The sequence below is a fragment of the Intrasporangium sp. genome (genome assembly GCF_030452765.1).
Classification (GTDB): Bacteria; Actinomycetota; Actinomycetes; order Actinomycetales; family Dermatophilaceae; genus Intrasporangium_A.
Map to the genome: position 1 here is coordinate 1 of NZ_JAKDLO010000007.1, position 26,413 is coordinate 26,413.

The window sequence follows — 26,413 nt, forward strand, 5'->3', positions numbered from 1 at the left end:
CACCAGACCGGGGGGCGGGGGCGGCTCGGCCGGGGCTGGCAGGTGCCGGACCGGGCAGCGGTCTCGATGTCCGTCTCGGTCCCCGCGGCCAGGTCGGCCGACCTGCCCTGGGTGCCCCTGCTCGCCGGGGTCGCCCTCAGCCGGGCCATCGGCACCGTCTCGGCCGCTTCAGGCCGGCCGCTCACCCCGAGGCTCAAGTGGCCCAACGACGTCCTGATCGCCGACGACGGCGACCGCAAGGTCAGCGGCATCCTGTGCGAGCTGGTCGCCGACGGGACCGGGACGCACGTCGTCATCGGGACCGGCGTCAACGTGGACCAGGCGCGGGCCGAGCTGCCCGTCGCGACGGCCACCTCCCTGTCCCTCGCCGGTGCTCCGGTGGGCCGGGAGCAGCTCGTCATCGCCTACCTCGCCGAGCTGGGCAGGCTCTTCACGCCGGAGGCCACCGGTGAGCGAACGGCGGCGACAGCGGCATACCGAAGGCTGTGCAGCACCCTCGGTCAACGGGTGCGTGTGCATCTGTCCGGTGGTGTGTTCGTCGAGGGGACGGCCACCGGCATCGGGACCGGGGCGACGCTGCTCGTCAGCACGACCGACGGCAGGCGGGCCTTCGCTGCGGGGGACGTCGAGCACGTCCGGCGGCCGGACGGCGGGCTGGCATGATCGAGGCATGACGGAGCCGGACCGGCCGGAACCGGACTATCCCGAGGTCCTTCTCGGGCGGCCCCGGACCCTTCGCGGTCGCGATGTCAGCCGCGGCGCCGAGGTCTCGCTGGTGTCCGCGCGCAAGTTCTGGCACGCTCTCGGCTTTCCCGTCGTCGCGGGCGACGACGTGATGTTCACCGAGGCCGACCGTGAGGCTCTCGCCTCCCTTACGGGTCTGGTCCGCGACGGCGCACTCGACGAGCCGACAGCCCTGTCGCTGGCACGCGCCTTCGCCCGGTCCGCCGACCGCCTCGCCGGCTGGCAGTCACAGCTCATCGCCGAGGCGGTCGAGGACGAGCTGACGGCTGGACGAGCCGCCGACACCGACCAGACCTTTCGGTTGCCGACCCTCGATGCGGCCACCGAGACCGCCCGGCGGATCGTGGACCTCAGCGACCGGCTCGAGCCGCTTCTCGTCTACGCCTGGCGTCGCCACCTGAGCGCCACGGTGGCTCGGATGATCGCAGACGCGGAACCGGAGGAGTACGGGACGACCAAGGTCAGGTCGGTGGGCTTCGCCGACCTCGTCAACTTCTCCGCCCTCGTCCGGAAGATGTCCGAGCGCGAGCTGGCTCGGCTCGTCCAGCGCTTCGAGGCCCTCTCGGCTGACGTCATCACGGCGCACGACGGTCGGCTGGTCAAGACCGTCGGGGACGAGGTGCTCTTCACGGCGGCGCCGGCCGCGCCGGCCGCGGCCATCGCGCTCGACCTCGTCGACGCGATCCAGGAGGACGACCTGCTGCCGGACGTGCGGGTCGGCGTGGCGCGTGGCCCGGTCGTCTCACGGATGGGCGACATCTTCGGTACGACGGTCAACCGGGCCTCGCGGCTCACTGCTGCGGCCCCGGCCGGGACGGTCCTCGTCGACGGGCCCACGGCCCGTGAGCTCGCGGAGCTGTCCGGATTCGAGCTGCACGGCAGACGTCGGCGGGTGTTACGAGGCGTTGGGACGGTGACGCCCTCCGTGCTGCGGCGCGCCTCGAGCGGTGGTCGCCGGCCGGGGTGAGCCCGGGGCGCACCACCCCCGTCGCGTGGGCACCCTCTCCCGTCGGGCGGGCCTTCTCCCGGTGGAGTGGGCAGGTTCGTCCGTCACTGGCGGCTGCCTGTGCGCTGCGGGCCGCGCACTCGATAGGCTGCGCTCGGGGCCAACCGCGGGAAGTGGCATCGGAAGAGGAGCCTGACTGTGACTCGAGTGCTGTTGGCGGAGGACGACCCCACGATCTCCGAGCCACTGGCCCGAGCGCTCCGGCGGGAGGGGTATGACGTCGACGTCCGCGAGGACGGCGAGGCCGCGCTCGAGGGAGCCAAGGACAACCCCGACCTCGTCCTGCTCGACCTTGGGCTGCCACGGGTCGACGGGCTCGAGGTCTGCCGCCGGATCCGGGCGGAGGGCCGCAGCGTTCCCGTCCTCATCCTCACGGCGCGGGCCGACGAGGTCGACACCGTCGTCGGCCTCGATGCCGGTGCCGACGACTACGTGACCAAGCCGTTTCGCCTCGCTGAGCTGCTCGCCCGGGTGCGGGCGCTCTTGCGGCGCACGCCGAGCGAGCCAGTCCCGGCCTCGGGCGACCCGGTGCGGATCGACCCGGAGGGTCGGCGTGCCTGGTTCCATGACGACGAGCTGCAGCTGACGGCCAAGGAGTTCGACCTGCTGAGGGTGCTCCTCCGCGAGCAGGGCAGGGTCGTCTCGCGCGAGCAGCTCATGCGCGAGGTCTGGGACACCCACTGGCTCGGGTCGACCAAGACCCTCGACATGCACATCTCCGTCCTGCGTCGCAAGCTCGGCGACGGGGCGCAGGACCCGCGGTACATCGCCACCGTGCGTGGGGTCGGCTTCCGGTTCGACCAACCGGCAGCCGAGTGAGCGTGCGCCGCAAGCTCGACCGGATCGCCGCTGTCGGGGCCGGTGTCTCCGCCGGGACCGCGGCGCTGCTGGTCACCGGGGCCGGCTGGTGGATCCATGCGGGTGGCCCGGCGGCCTTCTCTTCGTGGTTCCAGCTCGGCACCGGGGTCGGGCTGGCTCGGGCGGCAGGTACCGTCATCGCCATCTTCCTGGTCGCGTGGGGCGCCGGCACGCTCGTGACCCTCCCGCTGAGACGGGACATCACGGCTGCCTCGGCCGATCTCGTCGAGCTCAGCCACCGGTTGGCTGCAGGTCAGGCGCGGCTGCGCCCGCTTCGGACGGGCATCGTCGAGCTCGATACGGTCTCGGAGGTCATCGCGCGGCGCGCCCACGACATGGCTCGATCGCTCGCGGAGGAGCGTGACTTCGCCTCCGACGCCTCGCACCAGCTCCGCACCCCGTTGACCGCGCTGCTCATGCGCCTCGAGGAGATCTCCGAGACGCACGAACCGGACGTCGCACGGGAAGAGGCGATGATCGCCATCGCCCAGGTCGAGCGCCTCACCCGGGTCGTCGACGACCTGCTCGGACGCAACCGAGCCGGCAACGGCGGCCGGCCGCCGGCGGTCTCGCTCGACTCGGTCATCGCGGCGCTCCAGCGCGAATGGCAGCCGGCCTTCGAGCAGGCCCGCCGGTCGGTCCACGTCCATGGCGAGCGGGGCCTGCTCGTACGGATGACCCCCGTCGCCCTGTCCCAGGTGCTCTCCACGCTGCTCGAGAACTCGCTCATGCACGGCCGTGGCACGGTCGAGGTGCAAGCACGCCGGTCCGGCCCCTCGGTCATCGTCGAGGTGAGCGACCAAGGCGATGGAGTGCCTCCCACCATGGCTCCGCACATCTTCGAGCGGTCGGTCAGTACCGGCACGAGCGGCAGTACCGGTCTCGGTCTGGCGCTGGCCCGCGACCTCGCCGAGGCCAACGGTGGCCGGCTCGACCTGGTCCAGGCCCAGCCACCCCGGTTCGCCATCTTCCTGTCCGAGGCGGTCGACCCCTGACGGCGCTCGCGCCCCCGTACATTGCGACGGCTTGTGTGGGCGGTGCACGGGGGGTTGCCCGTATGGGGCTGGTCTCGGGCTAGTCTCGACACGTGGGCCGGATCCGGGACTACGTGTTGGTGCGGCACCGGCACAACTGGTTGCTGTTTCTGCGTTTCGGCCTGGTCGGCGGGTCCGGTGTCCTGGTCAACATGATCGTCCTGATCCTGCTCAAACGGCTCGGCCCCGACCCGGACGGAGCAGCGGTCGGTATCCCGCTCACCGCCTTCAATGTTCGCTGGTACCACATCTACTCGACCGTTGCCTTCCTCGTCGCAAACCTGTGGAACTTCCAGCTGAACCGGTCGTGGACCTTCCGGAGCGACCGACACCAAGCCTGGTGGCGCGAGTACTGGCCGTTCCTCGTCGTCGGGCTCATCGGGCAGGCGATCGGCCTGGTCCTGCTGACCCTGCTCATGCATCCGGGGTCGTTCCTCGCGTTGCCACCCGCGGTGCTGGACGACTCGACCGGCCTGCGGACGCGGCTCTACTGGGCCCAGCTCATCGTGATCGGCGTGGTCACGCCGGTGTCGTTCGTGCTGAACAAGCTCTGGACTTTCGCTGCCGTGCGGGCGCCCCGTCCGACTCCTGGTGGCCCCGGCCGGGGCGCCGACTCGACGACTACCCTTGGTCGTCGTGACTGAGCCGAAGCGCACGCCCGGAGGTTTCCCCGTCGTCGGAGTCGTCGGTGGCGGGCAGCTGGCGCGGATGATGCAGGGACCCGCGATCGAGCTCGGCATCCAGCTGTCGGTCCTCGCCGAGGACGCTTACGCGGCAGCGGCACTCGCGATTCCGTCCGCCCCGGTCGGCGAACACACCGACCTGCACGCGGTGCGGTCCTTCGCCGCATCCTGCGACGTGCTCACCTTCGACCACGAGCACGTGCCCCCGTCGCTGCTCGGGGCGCTCGAGGCGGATGGCGTCGTGATGCACCCGACACCGGCCGCGTTGCGGCACGCCCAGGACAAGCTCGTCATGCGCCGCCGGCTGAGCGCAATGGGCATCGCCTGCCCGCGGTGGACGGTTGCCCGGACGGCCCACGACGTCACCGCGTTCGGCGAGGAGGTCGGCTGGCCCGTCGTGGCGAAGACCCCACGAGGCGGGTATGACGGCAAGGGGGTCCTGCTCGTCGGCTCGGTCGACGAGCTGACCGGGTGGCTCGAACGGGTCGGCGCGCCCGGGCCCCTCGAGGAAGGAGTGCTCCTCGAGGAGCGTGTCGACTTCGTCCGTGAGCTCGCGGTGCTCGTCGCCCGCAGCCCGTCGGGACAGGCTGCGGCGTGGCCCGTCGTCGAGACGGTGCAGACCGAGGGCATCTGCACGGAGGTGCTGGCGCCGGCCCCCGGCCTGGACCCGCCGCTGGCGTCGCTCGTGACGCAGGCGGCGCTGCGGATCGCCGGTGAGCTGGGCGTGACGGGCGTGCTCGCGGTGGAGATGTTCGAGGTGGGACTCGCGGGATACTCGCCGTACGTCGTCAACGAGCTGGCCATGCGACCGCACAACTCGGGCCACTGGAGCATGGACGGGGCCGTCACCGGTCAGTTCGAGCAGCACCTGCGGGCGGTGCTCGACCTGCCCCTCGGGGACCCTCGACCGCGGGCGCCGTGGACGGTCATGGCCAACGTGCTCGGCGGCCAGGACGATGAGCTCTACCCGGCGTACCGACACATCATGGCGCGCGACCCCGCGGCCAAGATCCACGTGTATGGCAAGGGGGTTCGGCCGAGCCGGAAGATCGGGCACGTCAATGTCAGCTCCGACGACCTGCAGGTGGCTCGCGAGCGGGCGGGCCACGCAGCGGACTACCTGACGGGCCTGGTGAGGGAGTGAGCGTGGTGGACGCAGAGACACGCAAACCTGGCAGCGGCGCTGTCGTCGGGATCGTCATGGGCAGCGACAGTGACTGGCCAGTCATGCGCGCGGCGGCACAGGCGTTGCAGGAGTTCTCGATCCCTTTCGAGGCCGACGTCGTGTCCGCGCACCGGATGCCGGAGGAGATGATCGCCTACGGGCAGCAGGCCGCGGGCCGGGGCCTGCGGGTCCTCATCGCCGGAGCCGGGGGGGCGGCGCACCTGCCGGGGATGCTCGCGTCGGTGACCTCACTGCCGGTCATCGGGGTACCGGTGCCGCTGAAGTACCTGGACGGCATGGACTCCCTGCTCTCGATCGTGCAGATGCCGGCGGGGGTGCCGGTCGCGACGGTGTCGATCGGCGGTGCCCGGAACGCCGGGCTGCTCGCGGCGCGGATCATCGGCTCGGCCGGTGACGAGCTGGGGGTGGCGGTACGTCGTCGCATGACGCAGTTCCGGTCGGACCTGCGTGACCAGGCCCACGCCAAGGGCGCGTCGTTGCGGGCCGAGGTCACCCGCGAGCTTTGACCGCCTCCCCGTCGAGTCCGAAGGTCCCCGGGAGCCCGCCGCCGGCAGCTGCGTCTTCTCAGTCGGTGACAGCGCCTGCACCGTCACCGGGGACGAGTCTGGGGTACTCGATCTTCGGGCACGTGTCCATGACCACGTGAAGGCCGGCGGCTTCGGCGCGTGCGGCGGCGTCCTCGTCGAGCACGCCGAGCTGCAGCCACAGCGACTCGATCCCGAGGCGTTCCTGCTGCTCGATCGCCTCGTCGACGAGCGATCCGACATGCGAGCTGTTGACGAAGAAGTCCACCACGTTGACCTTCGTGTCGTCAGGGATGTCGGCAAGGGAGGCAAAGCCCTTCTCTCCGTGCACGACGTCGGCTCTGGGGTGGATCGGGATGAGCTGCATGCCGAGCTCTCGCTGCAGCCAGCGGGAGACGCCGTATGCAGTGCGGTCGGGATTGTCTCCCAGACCGACGACGGCCCACGTGGCCGGCGTCGCGAGTAGGTCCCGGACGACGGCTGGATCGTTGTGATGCGGCGTCATGGGGCCCATCCTCACATGCAGGCGGCTGGACCGCTCGACCGGGAGGTGGTGCCCACTGGACCGAGACCTGGTGCCGGCTCGACCCGGAGGTGGTGCGTGCGAGGATGGCGTTCATGCGTTTCGGAATCTTCGTGCCACAGGGCTGGCGGATGGACCTGGTCGGCATCGAACCCGAGCAGCAGTGGGACGCCATGAACGGACTGGCACGCTACGTCGACCAGGGCGAGGCCTTCGAGTCGATCTGGGTCTTCGATCACTTCCACACCGTGCCGGCGCCGAGCGAAGAGGCCACCCACGAGGCCTGGGCGCTCATGGCGGGCCTCGCCGCGACGACCAGCAGGGTGCGTCTCGGCCAGATGTGCACGTGCATCAGCTACCGTCACCCGACCTACCTCGCCAAGGCCGCCGCGACCATCGACCACATCTCCGGAGGCCGCCTCGAGATGGGCATCGGCGCAGGCTGGTACGAGCAGGAATGGCGTGCCTACGGCTACGGGTTCCCACCGGCCCGGGAGCGGCTCGGCCGGCTCCGCGAAGGCGTCGCGATCCTGCGGGAGATGTGGACCACCGGACGCGCCACCCTGGACGGCGACTACTACCAGGTCGAGCAGGCCCGCTGCTACCCGCGCCCCCTCCAGGGGACGGTGGCCCCGGGGAGCGAGCTGAACGGCATACCGATGTGGATCGCCGGCGGTGGCGAGAAGGTCACGCTCAAGATCGTGGCTCGCTACGCGGACTACGCGAACGTCGACGGGACGCCGGACGTTTTCGCCCGCAAGAGCGAGGTGCTGCGGGAGCACTGCGAGGCTGTCGGCCGCGACTTCGGCTCGATCGTCCGCACCGCCGACTACAACGTCTTCATCGCCGAGACCGAGTCCGAGCTGGACGAGCGATTCCGGTTCTAGGCCGACACCCTGCGCCGCGGCGGCATCCCCGAGCGGAAGGTCGAGCGCAACGTCGAGGCGATGCGTCGAGGCCCGGCGGTCGGGACCCCTGAGCAGATCATCGAGACGTTCCGAGGGCTGGCCGAGTTGGGCCTGGCCTACGCGATCACGAACTTCTTCGAGGCGGCCTACGACCGGTCCGGGATCGACCTGTTCACCTCGCAGGTGGTGCCGGCCCTGCGCGCCTGAGGGACCGCCCGCCGGCGCGGTCACAGCTTGCGCAGGCGATAGATGCAGGGCCGCGCCCGCGCCGCGGGGCCCCGGGCGCCCGCCGGAATCTCGAGCGCCACGTCGTCGACGAGGCGCCACCCGTGGTAGGCGGCCACGATGTCGTCCCGGGTGGCACCCCGCGGGCCGGGTCCGGCCATCGGGTGGAATGCGACCATGACGAGAGTCGCCCCCGACCTGGCGATCTCGCTCTCGGCACGGACGACCCGGGTGCGATCCCCGTCTGACATCCCGTGGAAGCAGCCGCCGTCGAGCAGCAGATCCGCGCCGGGCGCGACGAGGTGGTCGAGCCGGCCCACGTCGCCTTCGACGAAGTCGACCTGCACGCGGTGCTCCTGCGCGCGCTGCCGCGCCAGGGCCAGCGCCTTCGGGACCGCATCGACGCCGGTCACCTGCCAGCCACGCTGGGCGAGCGCGATCGAGTAGCGCCCCTTCCCGCAGCCGACGTCGACCGCCCGCCCGTGCGGGGGCGGCTCGCCGTTCTCCTGCGCGGCGAGAACGCCGAGGACCTGGTCGCCCTCGCCCGGGACGGTCTCGCTCTGGTCCCAGGGCGTGAAGCCGATCGCGTACGCCAACCTGTAGAACCACGACATGTGCTGCCTCCGACGGGTCAGGCCTTTGCGGCGGCGAAGCCCTGCTCTAGGTCGGCGATGATGTCGTCGATGTGCTCGATGCCGACGGACAGGCGCACGAGCCCGGGGGTCACCCCCGCCGCGAGACGGTCCTCCTCGGGCCCTTGCGAGTGCGTCGTCGAAGCCGGGTGGATGACCAGCGACCGGACGTCGCCGATGTTGGCGACGTGGCTGTGCAGGGTCAAGCCCTCGACGAACTTCTTGCCCGCTTCGAGGCCGCCCTCGATCTCGAAGGAAAGGACCGCACCGGCGCCCTTGGGGACGTACTTCTGGGCCCGTTCGAAGTTCGGGTCGTCGGGCAGCGAAGCCCAGACGACGCGCTCGACCTGGTCGTGGCCGGTGAGGAAGGCGGCCACCTTGTGGGCGTTCTCGATGTGCCGCTCGACGCGCAGCGAGAGCGTCTCGATGCCCTGGCCGACGAGGAAGGCGTTGAACGGCGAGATGGCGCTGCCGAGGTCGCGCAGCAGCTGCACCCGGGCCTTGAGGATGAACGAGAGGTTGACCCCGAAGGCGCCGTCGACGCCCAGGTCGCGGGCGTAGACGAGGCCGTGGTAGCTCGGGTCGGGCTCGTTGAAGCCGGGGAAGCGCTCCGGGTACTGCCCGTAGTCGAAGTTGCCCGAGTCGACGATGACGCCGGCGATCGAGTTGCCGTGCCCGCCGAGGTACTTCGTCGCGGCGTGCACGACGATGTCGGCGCCGTGCTCGATCGGGCGCAGCAGGTAGGGCGTGGCGATCGTGTTGTCGACGATGAGGGGCACACCGATCTCGTGCGCGACCGCGGCGACGGCCTCGATGTCGAGGATGTCGGCCTTCGGGTTGGCGATCGACTCGCCGAAGAGGGCCTTCGTGTTGGGTCGTGCCGCGGCGCGCCACGCGTCGGGGTCGGCCGTGTCGTCGACGAAGGTCACCTCGATGCCGAGCTTGGGCAGGGTGTGCTTGAAGAGGTTGACCGTGCCGCCGTAGAGGGCCGGGCTGGCGACGACGTGGTCACCGGCCTCGGCGATGTTGGCGATGGCGAAGAAGGTCGCCGACATGCCGGAGCTGAGCAGCAGGGCGCCGACGCCGCCCTCGAGGGAGGCGATGCGCTGCTCGATCGCGTCCTGCGTCGGGTTCATGATGCGGGTGTAGATGTTGCCGAGCTCCGAGAGGGCGAAGAGGTTCTTCGCGTGCTCCGTGTCGCGGAAGACGAACGAGGTCGTCTGGTAGATCGGCAGGGCCCGCGCGCCGGTCGTCGGCTCGGCCTGCTCCTGGCCGACGTGGACCTGGCGTGTCTCGAAGGACCAGTTCGGGGTGTCACCCATCGTGCTTCCTCGTATCCGGTTGCTTGGTATAGGTATTGGTTCGGTGTCGATGCCGGGGCACCGACGTGTCTCATCGGTGCGGGAGAAGGCTCTCCGCGCTTGCCGGCGATGGTAACCGTCGGCCCGGTCCTCACCCGGGGCACCCCACCGCGGGTGGGAGGGTTGCCGGCCAGCGAGCCGGGGCTTCGCGCTGGCGCTCATGACCTGTCTGCGAGGGTATGCCGCCGTGCGGGTTTCCAGCGCCCGCTGTCCTCATGCTGGACGGCGGGGCCCCCATCGGCGCGGGGCTAGGATGAACGCCGATCAGCCGACACCCGAAGGAGCACCGTGAGGATCACCGTCGTAGGACTGGGCAAGATCGGCCTGCCCCTCGCCGTGCAGTTCGCCCGGTCCGGCCACCGGGTCCTCGGTGCCGACGTGAACGAGCGCGTCGTCGAGCAGGTCAACACCGGGACACCGCCGTTCCCCGGTGAGGCGCACCTGGCCGAGTACCTGGCCGGCGTGGTCGGCTCCGGTTCGTTCAGCGCGACGACCGACACGGCCGAGGCGGTCAGCGGCAGCGACGCGGTCGTCGTCGTCGTCCCGTTGTTCGTCGACGAGGACGCACGCCCCGACTTCGGCTGGATGGACGCGGCGACCGACGACATCGCTCGCGGGCTACGAGCCGAGAACCAGACCCTGGTCGTCTACGAGACGACCCTGCCGGTGGGCACGACACGGACGCGGTGGAAGCCTCGGCTCGAGCACGGCTCAGGCCTGACCGAGGGCGAGGGATTCGACCTCGTCTTCTCACCGGAGCGCGTGCTCACGGGACGGATCTTCACCGACCTGCGGCGCTACCCCAAGCTCATCGGCGGGCTGTCACCACGCGGCGCGTCCCGGGCCAAGGGCTTCTACGAGCAGGTCCTGCAGTTCGACGAGCGACCCGACCTCGAGCGTGGCAACGGTGTCTGGGATCTCGGTTCCACCGAGGCTGCCGAGATGGCCAAGCTCGCCGAGACGACCTACCGGGACGTGAACATCGGGCTGGCCAACCAGTTCGGCAGGTTCGCAGCCGCACACGGGATCGACGTCCACGAGGTGATCGCCGCGAGCAACTCCCAGCCGTACAGCCACATCCACCGCCCGGGCATCGCGGTCGGCGGGCACTGCATCCCGGTGTATCCCCGCCTGTACCTGTGGAACGACCCGGACGCGACGGTGGTGCGGGCGGCCCGCGAGGCCAACGTGGCCATGCCGGCCTACACCGTGGGCCTGGCCGAGAACGTGCTGGGGTCGCTGGCCGGGCGGCGCGTCGTCGTGCTCGGCGCGTCCTACCGTGGTGGGGTCAAGGAGACGGCGTTCTCCGGGATCTTCGCCACGGTGCAGGCGCTACGCGAGCGTGGCGCACGGGTCATGGTCCACGACCCGATGTACACCGCTGCGGAGCTGCACGAGCTCGGTTGGGACGCCTACGAGCTGGGCGGCCCCGCCGACGTGGTCATCGTGCAGGCCGACCACCCGGAGTACCGCGAGATCGGCGCTTCGGACGTCCCAGGCGTCCAGGTCGTCGTCGACGGCCGCAAGGTGCTCGACCGGGACCGGTTCCAGGGAGTGCGCTTCCTCGTCGTCGGCCAGGCCGAGAGGGGCGACACCGCGGCGGGCGAGATCTCAGGGGCGCAGGATGGCGGGTCGTTCGTCAGCGAGTCGGGGGCGCACCGATGAGCGCCCGGATCGCCCCGTCGGCAGACGTCGCCGAGGCTGCCTCGATCGGTGACGGCTCCTCGATCTGGCACCTGGCCCAAGTGCGAGAGGATGCCGTGCTCGGCACTGGCTGCATCGTGGGGCGGGGCGCCTACGTCGGCCCGGGCGTGCGGATGGGCGCCAACTGCAAGCTGCAGAACTATGCGCTCGTCTACGAGCCGGCGGTGCTCGAGGACGGGGTGTTCGTCGGCCCGGCGGTCGTCTTCACGAACGACCAGTACCCGCGCTCGGTCTCCCCGGACGGGACGCTCAAGCGCGGTGACGACTGGGAGGCGGTCGGCGTGACCTGTCGTGAGGGAGCTTCCATCGGTGCCCGTTCGGTGTGCGTCGCCCCGGTGACGATCGGTCGGTGGGCGCTCGTCGCGGCCGGGTCCGTGGTGATCAAGGACGTGCCGGACTTCGCCCTCGTCGCGGGGGTCCCCGCCCGCCGGATCCGGTGGGTGGGCCGGTCGGGCGTGCCCCTCGAGTCGGCGGGCGTAGGCAGGTGGCGGTGTCCCGAGACGGGCGCCATGTACCGCGAGGACAACGAGAGACTGACGGAGATCGAGCCATGAGTGAGTTCATCCCACCGGCCAAGCCCCTCATCGGCGACGACGAGGTCGCCGCGGTGACCCGGGTGCTGCGCTCCGGGATGCTGGCCCAGGGCCCGGAGGTCGCAGCGTTCGAGGAGGAGTTCTCCGCGCACTTCGGCCTCGGCCGGGCGTGTGTCGCGGTCAACTCGGGCACCTCGGGCCTGCACCTCGGGCTGCTCTCGTGCGGGGTGAAAGCGGGCGACGAGGTCATCGTGCCGTCGTTCACTTTCGCGGCGACGGCGAACTCGGTGGCGCTGACGGGAGCGACGCCGGTGTTCGCAGACATCGACGCCGACGACTTCTGCCTGTCCCCTGCGGCGGTCGAGGCTGCGATCACGCCGCGCACGGTCGGCGTGATGCCGGTGCACCTCTACGGACACCCGGCGAAGATGGACGCGATCATGGCGATCGCCGACAAGCACGGCATCCAGGTCTTCGAGGATGCCGCCCAGGCTCATGGAGCCACCCTGCACGGCACCCCGGTCGGCGCGTTCGGCACCTTCGCGATGTTCTCGCTCTACCCGACGAAGAACATGACCTCGGGCGAGGGCGGCATGGTCTCGACCTCCACCGCCGAGGTCGAGCGGCTCCTGCGCCTGTACCGGAACCAGGGGATGGAGCGGCAGTACCACAACGAGGTCGTCGGATTCAACGCGCGGATGACCGACATCCACGCGGCGATCGGCCGTGAGCAGTTGAAGAAGGTCGACGGCTGGACCAGGCGTCGCCAGGACAACGCGGCGTTCCTGAGCGCGAACCTCGAGACGGTGACACCACCCCCGGTAGCCGCAGGCGCGGTGCACGTCTACCACCAGTACACGGTACGGGTGCCCGAGGACCGCGACGGTCTCGCAGCGGCGCTGCGCGAGGAGTACCAGATCGGGTCGGGCATGTTCTACCCGGTGCCGAACCACCGGCTGGCGCCGTTCCAGGTCGCCGCCGATCTGCCCGAGACCGAGCGGGCGGCGGCCCAGTGCCTGTCCCTGCCGGTGCATCCCTCGGTGAGCCCGGCAGACCTGGAGCGGATCGTCACCGCGGTGAACGCGCTGGCCGGGGCGGGCGCGTGATGGGCACCCTGCGGGCGGGCCTGATCGGGCTGGGCATGATGGGTCGACACCATGCCCGGGTGCTGGCCTCCCTCAAGGGGGTCGACCTGGTCGCGGTCGCCGACCCCGGCGGCGACGTGCACGGCGTGGCCGGAGGCCGGCCGGTGCTCGCCACCGTCGAGGAGCTCATCGGCCGCGGCCTGGACTACTGCGTCGTCGCGGTGCCGACCGCGTTGCACGAGCCGGTCGGGCTGGCCCTGGCCAGGGCCGGGGTGCATGCGCTGGTCGAGAAGCCGCTGGCCCAGGACGGGCCGTCCTCGCAGCGGCTCGTGGCGGCGTTCGAGTCCGCGGGTCTGGTCGGGGCGGTCGGGCACATCGAGCGCTACAACCCCGCCCTGCAGCAGGCGCGGGCACGGATCGCGGCCGGTGAGCTGGGCCGGGTCTACCAGGTCGCGACCCGTCGGCAGGGCCCGTTCCCGGCCCGGATCGCCGACGTCGGCGTCGTCAAGGACCTCGCTACCCACGACATCGACCTGACCGCCTGGGTCACGCAGCAGCCGTACCGTCGGGTCAGCGCGAACACGGCCTTCAAGAGCGGTCGCCGGCACGAGGACCTCGTCGCCGCGACCGGCCTGTTGGCCGACGACACCGTCACGAACCACCTGGTCAACTGGCTCTCCCCGCTGAAGGAGCGCGTCACCACGATCACCGGGGAGAAGGGCGCGTTCGTCGCCGACACCCTGACCGCCGACCTGACCTTCTTCGCCAACGGCTCCGTGCGGGTGACTCGCGACGAGATCGCCCAGTTCCGCGGTGTCACGGAGGGTGACGTCATCCGCTACGCCATCGCCAAGCCCGAGCCGCTGCGCGTCGAGCACGAACAGTTCCGCGATGCCGTGCTGGGCAAGCAGGCCGACATCGTCACGATGCGCGATGGTCACAACACTGTGCTCGTCGCCGAGGCGATGATCGAGTCAGCCCGGGGCGGCTCGGTCGTCACGTTCCAGACGTGAGGGTGCGTCGGCGGCGGCATGACGCTCGGGTCCGGCTCGTCAGCCGGCTCTTCACGCCCGAGGTCGGGGCGGCCGCCTTTCGCTTGCGAGTGCTGGCGGACGCCTTCGCCGATGCAGGACGCGCTGTCGAGGTGCTGACTACGCGTCCTCCGGCCGAGGTGCCTCCCGGCGCCGACGGTGCCCTGACGGTGCGCCGTTGGCCGGTCCTGCGCGACGCCGGCGGAAACGTCCGTGGCTACGTCCAGTACCTGTCCTTCGACGTGCCCCTGTTCGTGCGGATGCTCCTGTCGTCTCGCTCGGACGTCACGATCGTCGAGCCTCCACCTACGACCGGCCTGGTCTCGCGCGTGGCCTTGGCCGTCCATCGAAGGCCGTATGTCTGGTACGCGGGCGACGTGTGGAGCGACGGCGTCGCCTCGATGGGTGCTCCGCGGGCAGTCGTCGCCGGCATGCGGGCTGCCGAGTCGTGGGTCGCCAGGGGTGCGCTACGGGTGCTGTGCATCAGTGACGAGGTTGCCGAACGCATCGCCGGGCTCGGAGTCTCCCGGGATCGGCTCATCGTTGTCGGCAACGGGGTCGACACCGAAGTCTTCACACCCAAAGGCCCGACACCGGAGGCACCGGCTGAGTTCGTCTACACCGGCACGATGTCGGAATGGCAGGGGGCCGAGGTCTTCGTCGAGGCCTTGGCGAAGGTACGTGTCCAGGTACCCGGTGCCCGCCTCGTCCTGCTCGGCCAGGGCAGCGCGGTCACGGACATCATGGCGCTCGCGGACCGGATCGCGCCGGGTGCTGTCGAGTCGCGCGGCGTCGTCCCACCCGCCACCTGTGCTGCGTGGATCCGCGGGGCGCGGGCCGCCCTCGTCTCGATCAAACCGGGCCTCGGCTACGACTTCGCCAAGCCGACCAAGATCTATGCCGCGACGGCCTGTGGTACGCCGGTCGTCTACGCCGGGGCGGGCGCAGGCCAGCAGCTCGTCGAGCAGGCCAGGCTGGGATGGGCCCCGGGCTACGATGTCGACGCGGTCGCGGTGGCGATGCTGGCGGCCCTGCGCCAGCCATCGCCGGAGCGCGACGAGCTGTCGTTACGGTGCATCACGTGGACGCGCGGCAACGCGTCCCTGCGCGCTCAGGGCCGCGTCGCGGCGGCAGGAGTGATCGCCGCTCTCGGCTCCTGACTGGCTTGCGGGCTCACTCACCTCGCGGTCGGTCGACGGCCCGGCAGGCGAAGGTGCAGCGAGGCGAGGTCGCGGCGGCTGGCGAGCAGCCAGCCGAGCAGGAAGACGGCGACGACGACCGGGTCGAGCCAGATCGAGATGTCGAACGCCCGCTGCACGTACAACCCCACGCACGCGACCGCCACGGCGGTCACCGATCGGGCAGCCAGTCCGGCCCACGCGTGGGCGCCCACCCGCCACTCGGCGGCCAGGGGCACGACATTGGTGACGACGGCTCCCACGAGGTAGCCCACGGCGACGGCGAGCACCCCGAGCCGCCCGATGAACAGCCACCACACCACGACTCCCGTGAGCAGCCCGGCGATGCTCGCGAGAGTGGTGATCAGGACCCCGCGCCGCGAGCGAGCCGCCAACGCGTTGACGCTCGCGACGCTGGAGTTCGAGGCGAGCAGCGCGAGCACGAGGAGCGGGAAGAGGAGAGAGTCCGGGGCGAAGCGATGTCCCCAGAGAATCGTCATGACCAGCCTGGCGCCGAGCGCGAGGGAGCCGAAGGTCGCGACCATCACGGTGATGAGCACCCGGTTGGCCCGGTCGGACATGATGCGGAACCGGTCCCGGTCGCCGCTTCCGAGGGCCTCGGACAGCGAGGGCAGCAGGACCAGGCTCAGCGCGGCGGCGAGCATCGAGGCCGGGGTCGCCGTGGACATGGCCGCCGCGAACTGACCCGCCCCCTCGGGGTCGGTGGCGCGCGCGACGATCATCGCGAGCTGGAGGAACCCGGAGCTCGCCAGAGAACCGACCGCGCCGAGAGCAACGAAATGGTCCAGCTCGCGCCGCACGGCACGCGAGAGCGGGTCGTGCTCCGGCAGGCGCCACGGCCAGCTCGCGAGGCTGTAGAGCGCGTATGCCCCGGCCACCGGGAGGAGCAGGGCACCCCCTCCCACCCCGGCCAGCAGTGCCGCGCCGAGGGCGAGCAGACCCAGCACGGAGGACGCTACGTCCCAAGTCGTGGCGCGGGCCATCTGCTGGGCGCCGAAGAGCACCCCGCGCACGAAGCTGTATCCCGAATAGGCGAGCGCCAGGACAGCGACGCAGAGCCCATCGAGCAACCTGCCGTCCTGCATGAGGACCCAAACGGGAATCGAGAGCGCGGCGACCAGGATCCCGGTCAGCGTCGCCCGGCGCCGGAAGTGGGCGGCGACGGCGCCGATCTCGGCGGTGTCGCCACCACCTCGCGCAACCGCGATGTACTTCGAGGCGGCCGATCCGGCCGTCGTCGGCCACAGGAGGACCAGGAGGCTTGCGGTGGCTATGGCTGCGGCGACCGTACCGGCCAGAACCGGTCCGGCCACGCGACCGACGAGCCAGATGGTCGCAAATCGCAGCACGCCCTGGGCGAGCAGGCCGACCATTGACAGTGCCCCCCCGGCGGCGACGGAGACTCCTCTGGAGTGCTGTACGCGCAGCGGACGCAGATAGGCATGCATCATCGGTCCCTCGTGGCGAGCACGTCGGCGTAGAGGGAGCACAGCGTGTCGACGGCTTGCCCGGTGCCGTGCACCCGCTCGACCCATGCGTGGCCCGCGGCGGCATCGTGTGGGGCGCCGACGACCAGGCTGCGGGCGATCTCGACGACGCTCTCGATGTCGTGACCGAGCACCGGCGGCGGGTCCTCGGCGTATAGCGGCAGGGGGACCGGCAACAGCAGGGGGGCTCCGGTGCCGAGCGCCTCGAGCTCCGAGGCGGACAGTATGCCGCTCGCCTGCCCGATCACAGCCGTCGCGCCGGCCAGCCAGCCGAGGTATGCCGCGTGACCGAGACGCGGGACCAGCTCGACCCCGGCGGCCCGCGCCTCGGCTGCCGCCGGACCCCAGTCGAGCCCGACGATCTGTGCGCCCTCACCCAGCGCGGCGCGCAGCGACCTCGCGACGCCGAGCTGGCGCTCGAGCCCCTTGACCGCCTCCCAGCGGGAGGCGAAGACGACCCGCGGACGCGTGGGTCGTGACCACAGGGGCAGCCGGCCGACCTCGATCGGCACCGGGAAGTACGTTGCGTCGGCCCGCCGGCCGAGCACGTGCTCGGCGAGGTCTGGCGTCGAGTACAGGACACGTTCGGCGATCTGTAGCGCGGCGCGCACGACCGGACCGAGGCCTGGCTCGTACTGCGCCGTGCGCACGTCGGTGCCGTGGCAGTGCAGGACGAAGCGTCGCACCGCATACCGGCTGTGCCCGAACGTCGCGGCCGAGTGGATGTGGACGATGTCGCGGCGAGAGGCCAGCATCCGCAGGCGCACGAGCCAGGACACGCCGCGCGCCCCCCTCTGTGCCCCGGCGAGCGGCCCGGGCCAACCCAGGTCAGGGTCGGCCAACGGTAGATGGTCCCACCTCAAACCGCGTCGGTGTGCCTCGTCGAGGAGCTGACGAGCGGTTCCGGCCGCCTCGCCCACGTGCAGGACGCTTGGGTCGGTCACGGCCCGTGCGCCCCGGCTCGTGTTCATCGCGCGAGGAGCCGGTCCACGATGGCCCGGCTCGTCGCGACATCGGTGCTGTTGCTGAGGGCTCGGGCTTGACGGTGGGCCGACTCCTTGAAGCCGCGGACCCGCTCGGGCGTCAGTGCCCCCAGCGCTGCCGCGAACGACTCCGGCGAGAAGTCGTCCGACACGACACCGAGGCCGTGTTCGCTGACGAAGCGCCGCATCTCGCTGTTCGGCGTCACGGCCATCGCGAGGCGGGCCTGAAGGAAGTCGAAGAGCTTGTTGGGCAGTGTGTGCTCCATGTTGAAGTTCTGCGGGACGAGCGGGAAGATCCCGACGTCATAGCCGTTCAGCTCGCGGGGCAGGTCGCTCGGAGCGACCGGGTCGTGGATCGTGACACCCGGGCCCGCCGCCGCCTGTTCGCGAAGCTCGGCCAGGTGCTTGCCGCCGTCGTTGGCCGGCACGAGGTAGAGGTCGAGGGTCGCGTTCGGCACCATCCGGGCGGTGTCGATGAGCCGGTCGATCCGCCGGCCGGGCTCGGCGCCACCACTGTGCACGAGGCGCAGTGGGCCGTCGCCCACGACCGGGGTCGGCGTGAGATCGACCCAGGGGCGCGCGTTGCGGACCAGCTCGGTTCGCACGCCGTAGACGCGCTCGTACTCGTCGACGATGCCCAGCGAGACGGTCGTCACCGCCGCGCAGGCCGGCAGGTAGGTGCGGCACAGGTGGTCCATGAACGGGGCCACCAGGAGCCGCCACAGCCGCACCTGGTCACGTTCTCCCGGAGCCCACTCGTGCATGTCACCCCAGACGGGTGCCCCTCGGCTGACGGCGAAGGCCAGCCCGAGGGCCCGGGCCTCGTTCGCCACGACCAGGTCGAACCGACTCTCACCGATCAGGCGGATCGCATGCTGGACCGCTGGCGCAGCGAGTTCGCTGGCGGCATACCGGCGCAGTCCGAGGCGGGCGACTCCGGGAAGCGTCTGCGGAAGCGTGGCGGACGGCGGCACCTCGAGGTGCTCGGCAACGCCGTCGGGCGTCGGGCCGAAGCCGACCGTCGTGACGTCGCCATGTTCGGTGAGCACGCCGAGCTGACGCAGCACCCGGCCGTCGCGCGCGATCGGGGAAAGCGAGATGCAGAGGATCCGGTGTCTGCTCATCGAGCACCCAGTGCCTGCTGGAGTGCGTCGACGACGCGGTGCGCGGTGCGCCCGTCACCGTATGGTGCGGCGTCGGTCGCCGGCGGAGTCGGCCGGTTCACGGCGCCGGACAGGTGCCGCGGGTCGGGGGCGAGGACGTTCCAGCCCAGCTCGACGGTCTCGGTCCACTCGGTCTCGGTCCTGACCGTGGTGCACGGCACCCGCAGCAGGAAGGCCTCCTTCTGCACGCCGCCCGAGTCGGTCACGACGCCGGAGGCGGCCATGACGAGGCGGACCAGTTGCGGATAGGACAGCGGGTCGCCCACGTGCAGGGTGCCTTGCTCGAGGGAGATGCCGAAGTCGGCGGCACGAGCCCGCAGGCGCGGATGTGCCAGCAGCAGCGTGGGCGTCTCGAGGCCGGCCAGGCCGGCGATGATCGAACGCAACCGGTCGGGGTCGTCGGTGTTGTCCGGGCGGTGCAGCGTCGCGACCCGGAACGGTCGCCCGTCCAGGCTCGCGGGGAGGCCGGCCGGCAAGCCGCGGACCGCGTCTCGGACCTTGAGCAGGACATCGGTCATGACGTCCCCGACGAGGACCGAGCGCTCGGCGAGGCCCTCCCGCGCGAGGTGGCCCATCGCCACCTCGGTGGGGGCCAGGCAGAGGTCGGCCGCGTGGTCGGTCAGGACCCGGTTGTGCTCCTCGGGCATGCGCCGGTTGAACGACCGCAGGCCGGCCTCGAGGTGGGCGACCGGGATGTGCATCTTGACCGCGGAGAGGGCGCCGGCGACGGTGCTGTTCGTGTCGCCATAGACGAGGACCCAGTCCGGCCGGCGTTCCTCGAGGACCTGGTCCATGCCGGCGAGCATCGCTCCGGTCTGGCGGCCGTGGGAGGCCGAGCCGACCGAGAGGTGCACGTCGGGGGCCGAGATGCCGAGGTCCCGGAAGAAGACCTCGGACATGTTGACGTCGTAGTGCTGGCCCGTGTGCACGATGACGTGCTCATGGCCGGCCGCGGCGATCGCGCCGGCCATCGGGGCCAGCTTGACGAACTGCGGGCGGGCCCCGACGACGCTGAGGATCTTCACGTCGGCGACCCTACCGGCGCACGGCCCCGGTCACCTCGCCGGACAGGTCAGGGACCGACCGCCCGGGTAGCATCGAGTCGTGACGAATCCCGACTTCGACCTGTTCAGGACATCCGAGGACCACGAGGCCTTGCGCGGGGCGGTGCGCGCGGTAGCCGAGGACAAGATCGCCCCCTTCGCCGCGGAGGTCGACGAGAAGGCCCGCTACCCGCAGGAGGCGCACGAGGCACTCGTCGCCTCGGACTTCTTCGCCCCACACGTACCGGAGGAGTACGGCGGCGTCGGAGCCGACGCTCTCGCGACGTGCATCGTCATCGAGGAGGTCGCCAGGGTCTGTGCCTCGAGCTCGCTCATCCCGGCGGTCAACAAGCTCGGCTCGCTGCCCTTGATCCTGGCGGCCAGCGACGACGTCAAGAAGCGCTACCTCACGCCCCTGGCCGCGGGGGAGGCCGCCTTCTCCTACGGCCTGTCCGAGCGGGAGGCCGGCTCCGACACCGCGTCGATGAAGTGCCGCGCGACCCCGGACGGGGACGACTGGATCCTGAACGGGCAGAAGTCGTGGATCACCAACGCCGGCGTGTCCGAGTACTACACCGTGCTCGCGGTGACCGACCCGGACGGCAAGCGCGGCAGCAACGTCAGCGCCTTCGTCGTGGAGAAGTCCGACGCCGGGTTCACCTTCGGCGAGAAGGAGCGCAAGCTCGGCATCAAGGGCAGCCCGACGCGCGAACTGCACTTCGACCACGTCAAGATCCCCGGCGACCGGCTCGTCGGAGCCCTCGGTGACGGTCTGAAGATCGCGCTGCGCACACTCGATCACACCCGCGTCACGATCGGGGCGCAGGCCGTCGGCATCGCGCAGGGCGCGCTCGACGGTGCACTGGCCTATGTCAAGGAGCGCAAGCAGTTCGGCAAGCACATCGCCGACTTCCAGGGCATCCAGTTCATGCTGGCCGACATGGCGATGGAGCTCGAGGCCGCCCGGCAGATGGTCTACGTCGCCGCAGCCAAGTCCGAACGCCAGGACAAGGACCTCTCCTTCTTCGGCGCCGCCGCCAAGTGCTACGCCTCGGACGTGGCGATGCGGGTGACGACCGACGCGGTGCAGCTGCTCGGCGGGGCCGGCTACACCCAGGACTTCCCGCTCGAGCGGATGCTGCGAGACGCCAAGATCACCCAGATCTACGAGGGCACCAACCAGGTCCAGCGCATCGTGATGGCGCGTCAGCTGCTGGGGTGACTGACGCGATGAGCGCGGCGCACCCGGGTGACCGCGTCTCAGCCGGCGCGGCAGGCAGCGAGGCCGACCTTCCGCCGGTGAGCGTCATACTTCCGGTCCTCGACGAGGAGCGGCACTTGGCCGACGCCGTGCACCTGGTCCTTGCCCAGGACTACGCAGGCCCGTTCGAGGTCGTGCTGGCACTCGGTCCGTCACACGACCGGACGGACGCGGTCGCCGGCCGTCTGCAGGCCACCGACCCGCGGGTCCGCACGGTGCCCAACCCGACCGGGCGCACCCCGGATGCCCTCAACGCCGCCATCGCGGCGTCGACCGGCGAGATCATCGTGCGCGTCGACGGTCACGCGGAGATCCCCGGCGACTACGTGTCGACCGCCGTCCGTGAGCTCATCCGCGTCGGTGCGGACAACGTCGGCGGCATGATGGACGCCCGGGGCACCGACGACTTCGAGCGAGCCGTGGCCTGCGCGATGCGCAGCAGGATCGGGGTCGGCAGCTCGGCGTTCCACACCGGTGGGCAGGCAGGGGAGGCGGAGACCGTCTACCTCGGCGTGTTCCGGCGCGAGGCGCTCGAACGGGTGGGCGGCTACGACCCCCACTTCGCCCGGGCACAGGACTGGGAGATGAACCACCGCATCCGGCAGTCTGGCGGCACGGTCTGGTTCATGCCCGAGCTCAAGGTCACCTACCGTCCCCGGAGCACGTTCCGCGGGTTGGCCAAGCAGTACTTCCACTACGGACGGTGGCGCCATGTCGTGGCACGGCACCACGAGGGCACCATCAACCTGCGCTACCTCGCTCCGCCGACGATGGTGCTCGGGACGGCCACCGCCCTGCTGGTCGGGGCCCGCTGGAGGCCGGCCTGGCTCGTGCCGGCGGCGTATGCGGCAGCGGTCACCGCCGGGGGACTGGCCATCGCCAAGGGCGAGAGCATGCGGACCAGGGCGCTGGCCCCGCTCGTCCTGGCCACCATGCACTGGGCCTGGGGGGCAGGCTTCCTGACCAGCCCGCGGGATCTGGCGAAGTCGTGACCGCCGGTGTGCCCGCTCCTCAGCGTGCGCAGGCGACTCGCTCGTACAGCGTGTATGGCGCCGCCGTGGCGACCTGCCGCCAGGCAGACGAGCTGCCGACGTCGTCGATGCCGGCATAGCGCTTCTCCCGCCCGTTCGCCCAGGAGAAGGGCTGCCCGCCCGTGATCGCCCAGTCCACGTCTTCCCGCTCGGCGGCCGCGCAGACGGCAGGGTCGCTGCCGACCTCGTCGAGGCGCTTCGCCAGGAGCTGCCGGTCCGTGCTCGTGTCCGCCTTCTCCGTCGGGATCAGCAGCCGCCGGCCGCTCACGACGTAGAGGTAGGTCGCGCCGTTCCACGGGTTGGCCGCAACGACGGCGTCCGGCGGCAGGTGGGCGGACAGGGCCCGCAGGGAGCGCAGCTCCTGGTCGCTCACCCAGGAGTCGGCCGGCTTCGGGTGGAAGTACCGGTGCAGGATGTGCTCGTGCGCACCGACGTAGCCGTGGGTGACCGCCAGGAAGACCAGCAGCGCGACGCCCGTCACAGCCAGACCCGCGTGTCTGGCTCGGATGACGCGAGCGGCCAGGTCCCCCAGCAGGACGAATGCCGCCGTGGCGGCGATCACCGCGGGAAGGATCGCGACGGACTGCAGTCGGACCGCGTTGTTGTACCACGGCCAGGTGAAGAACCGGACCGCAGGCGAGTCGACGGCCACGTTCAGCCAGAAGAGGGCGAGGAAGACTCCGAGTCCGAGGACGACCCATCGGCTCCCCCGGTGCCGGCCCAACATGGCGAACACGCCGACGAGGACGAGGACGGCGAGCAGCGTCAGGTCCTTGGTCTCGCGCGGCGCGAAGATGAGCAGGTCGTGCCACGCGCGGGCCGCGCTCTCCTCGGGCCCGGGAGCCCCGGTGTCGAACATGCTCGCGGGCCGCAGCACCAGCCCGACCGCTCCGACGAGCAGGACGCCCACGACGATGCCGATGCCCCCGGCCAGCCTTCGCCGGTCGGTCCGATGAGACCAGGCGAAGGCCAGCGCGCGCCCGAGCACGATGAGGGCGGCGAAGACGCACATCGCGACGAAGGCGTTGGGGTGCGCCAGGGCGACCCCCGGGAGCGAGACGGCCAGCGGGAGCGCGGCGGTGCGGCGCGGCGCGGCCACGAAGGGGGGTCTGGCGAGTGAGCCGACCACGGACATGACGAGCAGCAGCGCAGCGGGCAGTAGCGCCTGGCCGAAGAGGTTCGGCCACAGCACCCCGAAGCCCATGAGGAAGTACGGGTAGCCGGTGAAGCAGGCCGAGGCGACTCCGGCTGACACGGCGACGGCGGACCGCCGCCCCAGCAGCGACATCGCCAGGGCGATGCAGCCCAGTGGCCAGGCGATCCCGACGACGGCCAGCACGAAGACCGTGGTCGCGACGACGACCGAGCTCCCGGTGAGCATGGCGATGCTCGCCGTGAAGGTGTGGAACGCCGCGGGATAGAAGCCGGTGCCGCTCGGTGACGCGAACCCTGCCGCGTGCAGCACCGAGATGTCACCGTGCTCGAGCATCCACTGCGCGGCACCGAGGTGGAAGATCGTGTCGGGGTGCTGGGGGATCGCCTCGGGTGTGTCGATCTCCTTGCGGATCGACAGCAGCACGATGGCCAGCGCAGCGGCGACGCCGACCAGGGACGCGAACAGTGGACCGCCGTCGGGCAGGGTATGCCGTCGGCTCAGCCACCGGCCCAGGGCCCCCACGACGACAACGCAGAGGGCGAGGCTGACCACGAGGACACTGCTCGTCCACGCGATCCCAAGCGCACCGCATACGACACCGGAGACGGTCAGGAAGCTCGTCGTGAGGACCGGGCCGACCGCGGCGGCTGCGAGCGGCTTGACGCGGGCCGCGAGTGCCGCCACCGTGCCCGGCACGAAGAGCAGGGCGACCGCCACCACGAAGATCGGGATCGCCTCGCGCCAGGTCGTCGACCCGGGGATGAGCACGCCCAACAGGTCCTCCGGAAGCTCGACTGGCGGAGGGGCCATCGGCATTGACCCGGCCCGCGCGCGCCCACTCTAGCGCGCGCTGCCGTCGATCAGCGGAGCGGCGGTAGCGCACGCGACTCGCTGGTAGAGCGTGTAGGGCTCGGCTCTGGCGACGCGGCGCCACGCCGGGGAGGAGCCGACCAGGTCGATCCCGGTGTACTGGTCGACGCGGTCGCCCGCGTAGGAGTAGGCCTCTCCGCCGGTGATCGCCCACTCGACGTGGTACCGCTCGGCGGCGGCACATACGGCGGGATCGGTGCCGACCTGATTCAGGTGCTTCGACAGGAGCTGTTGGTCCTGGCTCATCTTGGCCTTCTCCGTGGGCACCAGGAGCCGGCGGCCGCTGATCACATAGAGGTAGGTCGCGCCGTTCCACGGGTTGGCGGCCACCACGGCGTCCGCGGGCAGATGCGAGGCAAGGTCGTGCAGTGCTTGCAGTTCCTGGTCGCTGACCCAGGACTCCTCGACCGATGGGTGGAAGTAGGTGTGCAGGACGTGTCGGTGTTGGTGCAGATAGTCACCTCCGGTCACCAGGAGGAAGCTGAGAGAGACGAGGGTGGCTGCGCCCATCCTCGATGACCATCGGGTGGCGAGGGACGGACGGTCGGGAGCAGCTCTGTCGAGGCCCTGTCGGCGGAACACTCGGGAGTTGCCCAAGACGTCCGCCATGGCCACCACCCCGGCGGTGGCCGCGATGACTGCCGGAAGGATGGCCACGGCCTGCAACCGGAAGGCGTCGTTGTACCAGGGCCACGTGAGGTAACGCACCCACGTCGTATCCACGGCGACATTGAGCCAGTAGAGCGCTAGGAAGAGGCTGAGCGCGGCAACGACCCAGCGCGCCCCTGGGCGTCGGATGAGGATCGCGAGAGCGCCAGCACCGGTCGCTATTGCGAGAGCCCAGAGGGGCAGTTCCTTGCCCGGCGCGAAGAGCAGCATCGACGTCCACGCGAAGGCGGCCGTGTCGTCCGGTCCGTAGCGTGCCGCACCGACCATGGACGCAGGGCGCAGCATCGTCATTGCGGCGGTACCGACAAGGACGAGCACCACGGCGACGACCAGCCGGCCCACTCCTCGCATCGGGTCATCCCGCAGGTGCCGGGCCGCGAAGGCTACGGCGCCGGCCAGCAGGATGAGCGCGGCCATCACCCCGAACGCGATCAGTGCGCTGGGATGCGCTAGGACGAGTGCCACGAGCGAGACGACCAGCAGGCACGACGAGACCAGACGGCTCGGATGGATGAGCGTCGAGGAACCCCTGGACCGGATCGCGCAGAGGAAGAGGACCAACGCCGCGGGGAGCATGGTCTGCCCGAAGAGGTTTGGCCAAAGGACTCCGTAGCCCATGAGCAGGTACGGAAAGCCCGTGAAGGCGGCGGACATGATCCCGGCGCCGATCGCCACGGCCGGTCGGTTGTCCAGCAGGCTCAGGGCGAGCCAGATGCACCCGACCGGCCAGACCACACCGACGAGGACCAGGACGAACGTTGAGGTGGCCACCGCGACCGATGTTCCGGTGAGCATCGCGATCGTGGCCGTGAAGCCATGGAAGGCAGCCGGGTAGAAGCTGTTGGTACCGGGGGCGGCGAACCGCCCCACGGTCAGTGACGAGATGGAGCCTGACTCGAGCATCCATTCAGCCGCCCCGAGGTGAAAGATGGTGTCCGGGTGTTGTGGGATCGCCTCCGGGGTGCCGACCTCGGGTAACACCGAAAGGCAGACGACAGCGAAGGCGAGCAGGGTTCCGATGCCGACCGCCCGGAACGTCGGAGACCTCAGTTCGCGGGCCCACGCGACCATACGGCTCCGGTGGCGATCGTCGGCGCCGACGCGCGTCCGCAGCCGCGACGACCCGGATAGGGACGCCTGTGCGCGGTTCAGGGCCCACGCGCCTGACCACAGCAGCAGCACAGCACCGACGAAGGCCGGGACACCCCAGCGCACCCCCAACCTCTCATATACGATCCCTGCCCCAGCCACGCAGGCGGTGCTGAGCAGAGGGGCTACGGCAACGGAGGCCAGCAGCGAAAGCCGCAGCACAAGCGCGGCGACAAGTCCGGGGACGAAGAGCACGGACAGGCCCAGCAGGATGATCGGGATGGCCTCCGGCCATGAGGTGGTCCCCGGGACCAGAATCCCCATGGAACTCCTCGGGCAGTACGTTGCATCAGGCATCGGCCTCGTGGCCCGCACATAGTAGCCGACCGCTGAAGGTATCGGGTTCTCCAGAACGGCGCGCCTTG

Annotated in this window: 25 protein-coding genes and 1 riboswitch; of the genes, 16 read left to right on the forward strand and 9 right to left on the reverse strand. The window is 70.8% G+C overall.

The features are described from left to right. From L0H79_RS01670 to purE, 7 genes are all read left to right on the forward strand, one after another. Positions 1-663, forward strand: a 663-nt coding sequence (locus L0H79_RS01670; RefSeq protein WP_301482800.1) for a biotin--[acetyl-CoA-carboxylase] ligase, incomplete at its 5' end; no start/stop codon positions are given. Between the two features lie 7 nt (positions 664-670). Further along, positions 671-1,711 carry an adenylate/guanylate cyclase domain-containing protein gene (locus L0H79_RS01675; protein WP_301482801.1) on the forward strand — a complete coding sequence of 347 codons (1,041 nt, stop codon included), beginning with the start codon at positions 671-673 and terminating at the stop codon, positions 1,709-1,711. A gap of 177 nt (positions 1,712-1,888) precedes the next feature. After that, positions 1,889-2,569: a response regulator transcription factor gene (locus tag L0H79_RS01680; RefSeq protein ID WP_301482802.1), complete on the forward strand. Its 681-nt coding sequence runs from the start codon at positions 1,889-1,891 to the stop codon at positions 2,567-2,569. Between the two features lie 2 nt (positions 2,570-2,571). After that, a complete protein-coding gene (locus L0H79_RS01685) occupies positions 2,572-3,603 on the forward strand; it encodes a sensor histidine kinase KdpD (protein ID WP_301482803.1) in 1,032 nt (343 codons plus the stop codon). Between the two features lie 92 nt (positions 3,604-3,695). After that, entirely contained in the window at positions 3,696-4,286 is a 591-nt protein-coding gene (locus tag L0H79_RS01690) for a GtrA family protein (RefSeq protein ID WP_301482804.1), read from the forward strand. Further along, positions 4,279-5,469 carry a 5-(carboxyamino)imidazole ribonucleotide synthase gene (locus L0H79_RS01695; protein WP_301482805.1) on the forward strand — a complete coding sequence of 397 codons (1,191 nt, stop codon included), beginning with the start codon at positions 4,279-4,281 and terminating at the stop codon, positions 5,467-5,469. The genes L0H79_RS01690 and L0H79_RS01695 overlap by 8 nt, the downstream gene beginning before the upstream one ends. Before the next feature lie 56 nt (positions 5,470-5,525). Further along, complete coding sequence (gene purE, locus L0H79_RS01700) at positions 5,526-6,017, forward strand: 5-(carboxyamino)imidazole ribonucleotide mutase (RefSeq protein WP_301482837.1); 492 nt, start codon at positions 5,526-5,528, stop codon at positions 6,015-6,017. A 58-nt stretch (positions 6,018-6,075) separates the two neighbouring features. On the opposite strand, the gene L0H79_RS01705 is transcribed toward purE, so the two are convergent. Then, entirely contained in the window at positions 6,076-6,540 is a 465-nt protein-coding gene (locus L0H79_RS01705; protein ID WP_301482806.1) for a CoA-binding protein, read from the reverse strand. Between the two features lie 113 nt (positions 6,541-6,653). Here L0H79_RS01705 and L0H79_RS01710 point away from each other — a divergent pair, with 113 nt between their 5' ends. Together L0H79_RS01710 and L0H79_RS22125 are read left to right on the forward strand one after the other, a co-directional pair. After that, complete coding sequence (locus tag L0H79_RS01710; RefSeq protein WP_367652420.1) at positions 6,654-7,445, forward strand: LLM class F420-dependent oxidoreductase; 792 nt, start codon at positions 6,654-6,656, stop codon at positions 7,443-7,445. Positions 7,446-7,505: 60 nt separating this feature from the next. Further along, positions 7,506-7,673 (forward strand): hypothetical protein, encoded by a 168-nt coding sequence (locus L0H79_RS22125; RefSeq protein WP_367652421.1) that lies wholly within the window; start codon positions 7,506-7,508, stop codon positions 7,671-7,673. Between the two features lie 20 nt (positions 7,674-7,693). On the opposite strand, the gene L0H79_RS01715 is transcribed toward L0H79_RS22125, so the two are convergent. After that, the gene (locus L0H79_RS01715) at positions 7,694-8,305 is read right to left on the reverse strand and encodes a class I SAM-dependent methyltransferase (protein WP_301482807.1); all 612 of its coding nucleotides are present in this window, start codon (positions 8,303-8,305) and stop codon (positions 7,694-7,696) included. Positions 8,306-8,322: 17 nt separating this feature from the next. Next, positions 8,323-9,645 carry a bifunctional o-acetylhomoserine/o-acetylserine sulfhydrylase gene (locus tag L0H79_RS01720; protein ID WP_301482808.1) on the reverse strand — a complete coding sequence of 441 codons (1,323 nt, stop codon included), beginning with the start codon at positions 9,643-9,645 and terminating at the stop codon, positions 8,323-8,325. Positions 9,646-9,735: 90 nt separating this feature from the next. After that, positions 9,736-9,850, reverse strand: a riboswitch (SAM riboswitch). Between the two features lie 122 nt (positions 9,851-9,972). Between L0H79_RS01720 and L0H79_RS01725 the strand changes: the two genes are divergently transcribed. Genes L0H79_RS01725 through L0H79_RS01745 form a run of 5 tightly spaced genes read left to right on the forward strand, consistent with a single transcriptional unit; the run spans position 9,973 to position 15,197 of the window. Beyond that, a complete protein-coding gene (locus tag L0H79_RS01725) occupies positions 9,973-11,349 on the forward strand; it encodes a nucleotide sugar dehydrogenase (RefSeq protein ID WP_301482809.1) in 1,377 nt (458 codons plus the stop codon). Next, positions 11,346-11,942 (forward strand): acyltransferase, encoded by a 597-nt coding sequence (locus L0H79_RS01730; protein ID WP_301482810.1) that lies wholly within the window; start codon positions 11,346-11,348, stop codon positions 11,940-11,942. The genes L0H79_RS01725 and L0H79_RS01730 overlap by 4 nt, the downstream gene beginning before the upstream one ends. Beyond that, positions 11,939-13,027: a DegT/DnrJ/EryC1/StrS aminotransferase family protein gene (locus L0H79_RS01735; protein WP_301482811.1), complete on the forward strand. Its 1,089-nt coding sequence runs from the start codon at positions 11,939-11,941 to the stop codon at positions 13,025-13,027. The genes L0H79_RS01730 and L0H79_RS01735 overlap by 4 nt, the downstream gene beginning before the upstream one ends. Further along, positions 13,027-14,019, forward strand: a complete 993-nt coding sequence (locus L0H79_RS01740) for a Gfo/Idh/MocA family protein (protein ID WP_301482812.1) — start codon at positions 13,027-13,029, stop codon at positions 14,017-14,019. Before L0H79_RS01735 ends, L0H79_RS01740 begins: the two co-directional genes overlap by 1 nt. Then, positions 14,016-15,197 carry a glycosyltransferase family 4 protein gene (locus L0H79_RS01745; protein WP_301482813.1) on the forward strand — a complete coding sequence of 394 codons (1,182 nt, stop codon included), beginning with the start codon at positions 14,016-14,018 and terminating at the stop codon, positions 15,195-15,197. Before L0H79_RS01740 ends, L0H79_RS01745 begins: the two co-directional genes overlap by 4 nt. Before the next feature lie 17 nt (positions 15,198-15,214). Here L0H79_RS01745 and L0H79_RS01750 read toward each other — a convergent pair whose 3' ends face one another. The 4 genes from L0H79_RS01750 to wecB are packed head-to-tail and all read right to left on the reverse strand — an operon-like array spanning position 15,215 to position 19,894. Next, the gene (locus L0H79_RS01750) at positions 15,215-16,687 is read right to left on the reverse strand and encodes a lipopolysaccharide biosynthesis protein (protein WP_301482814.1); all 1,473 of its coding nucleotides are present in this window, start codon (positions 16,685-16,687) and stop codon (positions 15,215-15,217) included. Next, a complete protein-coding gene (locus L0H79_RS01755) occupies positions 16,684-17,694 on the reverse strand; it encodes a hypothetical protein (protein ID WP_301482815.1) in 1,011 nt (336 codons plus the stop codon). The genes L0H79_RS01750 and L0H79_RS01755 overlap by 4 nt, the downstream gene beginning before the upstream one ends. Next, entirely contained in the window at positions 17,691-18,830 is a 1,140-nt protein-coding gene (locus L0H79_RS01760; RefSeq protein WP_301482816.1) for a glycosyltransferase, read from the reverse strand. Before L0H79_RS01760 ends, L0H79_RS01755 begins: the two co-directional genes overlap by 4 nt. Continuing rightward, the gene (gene wecB / locus L0H79_RS01765; protein WP_301482817.1) at positions 18,827-19,894 is read right to left on the reverse strand and encodes a non-hydrolyzing UDP-N-acetylglucosamine 2-epimerase; all 1,068 of its coding nucleotides are present in this window, start codon (positions 19,892-19,894) and stop codon (positions 18,827-18,829) included. The genes L0H79_RS01760 and wecB overlap by 4 nt, the downstream gene beginning before the upstream one ends. Positions 19,895-19,973: 79 nt before the next feature. On the opposite strand from wecB, the gene L0H79_RS01770 reads away from it, so the two are divergent. Both L0H79_RS01770 and L0H79_RS01775 read left to right on the forward strand, forming a co-directional pair. Continuing rightward, a complete protein-coding gene (locus tag L0H79_RS01770; protein ID WP_301482818.1) occupies positions 19,974-21,134 on the forward strand; it encodes an acyl-CoA dehydrogenase family protein in 1,161 nt (386 codons plus the stop codon). Further along, on the forward strand, positions 21,131-22,165 hold the full coding sequence (locus L0H79_RS01775; RefSeq protein ID WP_301482819.1) for a glycosyltransferase family 2 protein: 1,035 nt from the start codon (positions 21,131-21,133) through the stop codon (positions 22,163-22,165). Before L0H79_RS01770 ends, L0H79_RS01775 begins: the two co-directional genes overlap by 4 nt. Positions 22,166-22,184: 19 nt before the next feature. On the opposite strand, the gene L0H79_RS01780 is transcribed toward L0H79_RS01775, so the two are convergent. After that, positions 22,185-24,170 (reverse strand): DUF6541 family protein, encoded by a 1,986-nt coding sequence (locus L0H79_RS01780; RefSeq protein WP_301482820.1) that lies wholly within the window; start codon positions 24,168-24,170, stop codon positions 22,185-22,187. 30 nt (positions 24,171-24,200) lie between these two features. Further along, on the reverse strand, positions 24,201-26,312 hold the full coding sequence (locus tag L0H79_RS01785; protein WP_301482821.1) for a DUF6541 family protein: 2,112 nt from the start codon (positions 26,310-26,312) through the stop codon (positions 24,201-24,203). Positions 26,313-26,413 lie beyond the last annotated feature (101 nt).

Bases quoted from the DNA above. Each gene is read 5' to 3' on its own strand.
- L0H79_RS01730 (WP_301482810.1), top strand. From the start codon at position 11,346: ATGAGCGCCCGGATCGCCCCGTCGGCAGACGTCGCCGAGGCTGCCTCG.
- L0H79_RS01785 (WP_301482821.1), bottom strand. From the start codon at position 26,312: ATGGGGATTCTGGTCCCGGGGACCACCTCATGGCCGGAGGCCATCCCG.
- L0H79_RS01720 (WP_301482808.1), bottom strand. From the start codon at position 9,645: ATGGGTGACACCCCGAACTGGTCCTTCGAGACACGCCAGGTCCACGTC.
- L0H79_RS01675 (WP_301482801.1), top strand. From the start codon at position 671: ATGACGGAGCCGGACCGGCCGGAACCGGACTATCCCGAGGTCCTTCTC.
- L0H79_RS01740 (WP_301482812.1), top strand. From the start codon at position 13,027: ATGGGCACCCTGCGGGCGGGCCTGATCGGGCTGGGCATGATGGGTCGA.
- L0H79_RS01705 (WP_301482806.1), bottom strand. From the start codon at position 6,540: ATGACGCCGCATCACAACGATCCAGCCGTCGTCCGGGACCTACTCGCG.
- L0H79_RS01735 (WP_301482811.1), top strand. From the start codon at position 11,939: ATGAGTGAGTTCATCCCACCGGCCAAGCCCCTCATCGGCGACGACGAG.
- L0H79_RS22125 (WP_367652421.1), top strand. From the start codon at position 7,506: ATGCGTCGAGGCCCGGCGGTCGGGACCCCTGAGCAGATCATCGAGACG.
- purE (WP_301482837.1), top strand. From the start codon at position 5,526: ATGGGCAGCGACAGTGACTGGCCAGTCATGCGCGCGGCGGCACAGGCG.
- L0H79_RS01780 (WP_301482820.1), bottom strand. From the start codon at position 24,170: ATGGCCCCTCCGCCAGTCGAGCTTCCGGAGGACCTGTTGGGCGTGCTC.
- L0H79_RS01715 (WP_301482807.1), bottom strand. From the start codon at position 8,305: ATGTCGTGGTTCTACAGGTTGGCGTACGCGATCGGCTTCACGCCCTGG.
- L0H79_RS01710 (WP_367652420.1), top strand. From the start codon at position 6,654: ATGCGTTTCGGAATCTTCGTGCCACAGGGCTGGCGGATGGACCTGGTC.
- L0H79_RS01750 (WP_301482814.1), bottom strand. From the start codon at position 16,687: ATGATGCATGCCTATCTGCGTCCGCTGCGCGTACAGCACTCCAGAGGA.
- L0H79_RS01760 (WP_301482816.1), bottom strand. From the start codon at position 18,830: ATGAGCAGACACCGGATCCTCTGCATCTCGCTTTCCCCGATCGCGCGC.
- L0H79_RS01755 (WP_301482815.1), bottom strand. From the start codon at position 17,694: ATGAACACGAGCCGGGGCGCACGGGCCGTGACCGACCCAAGCGTCCTG.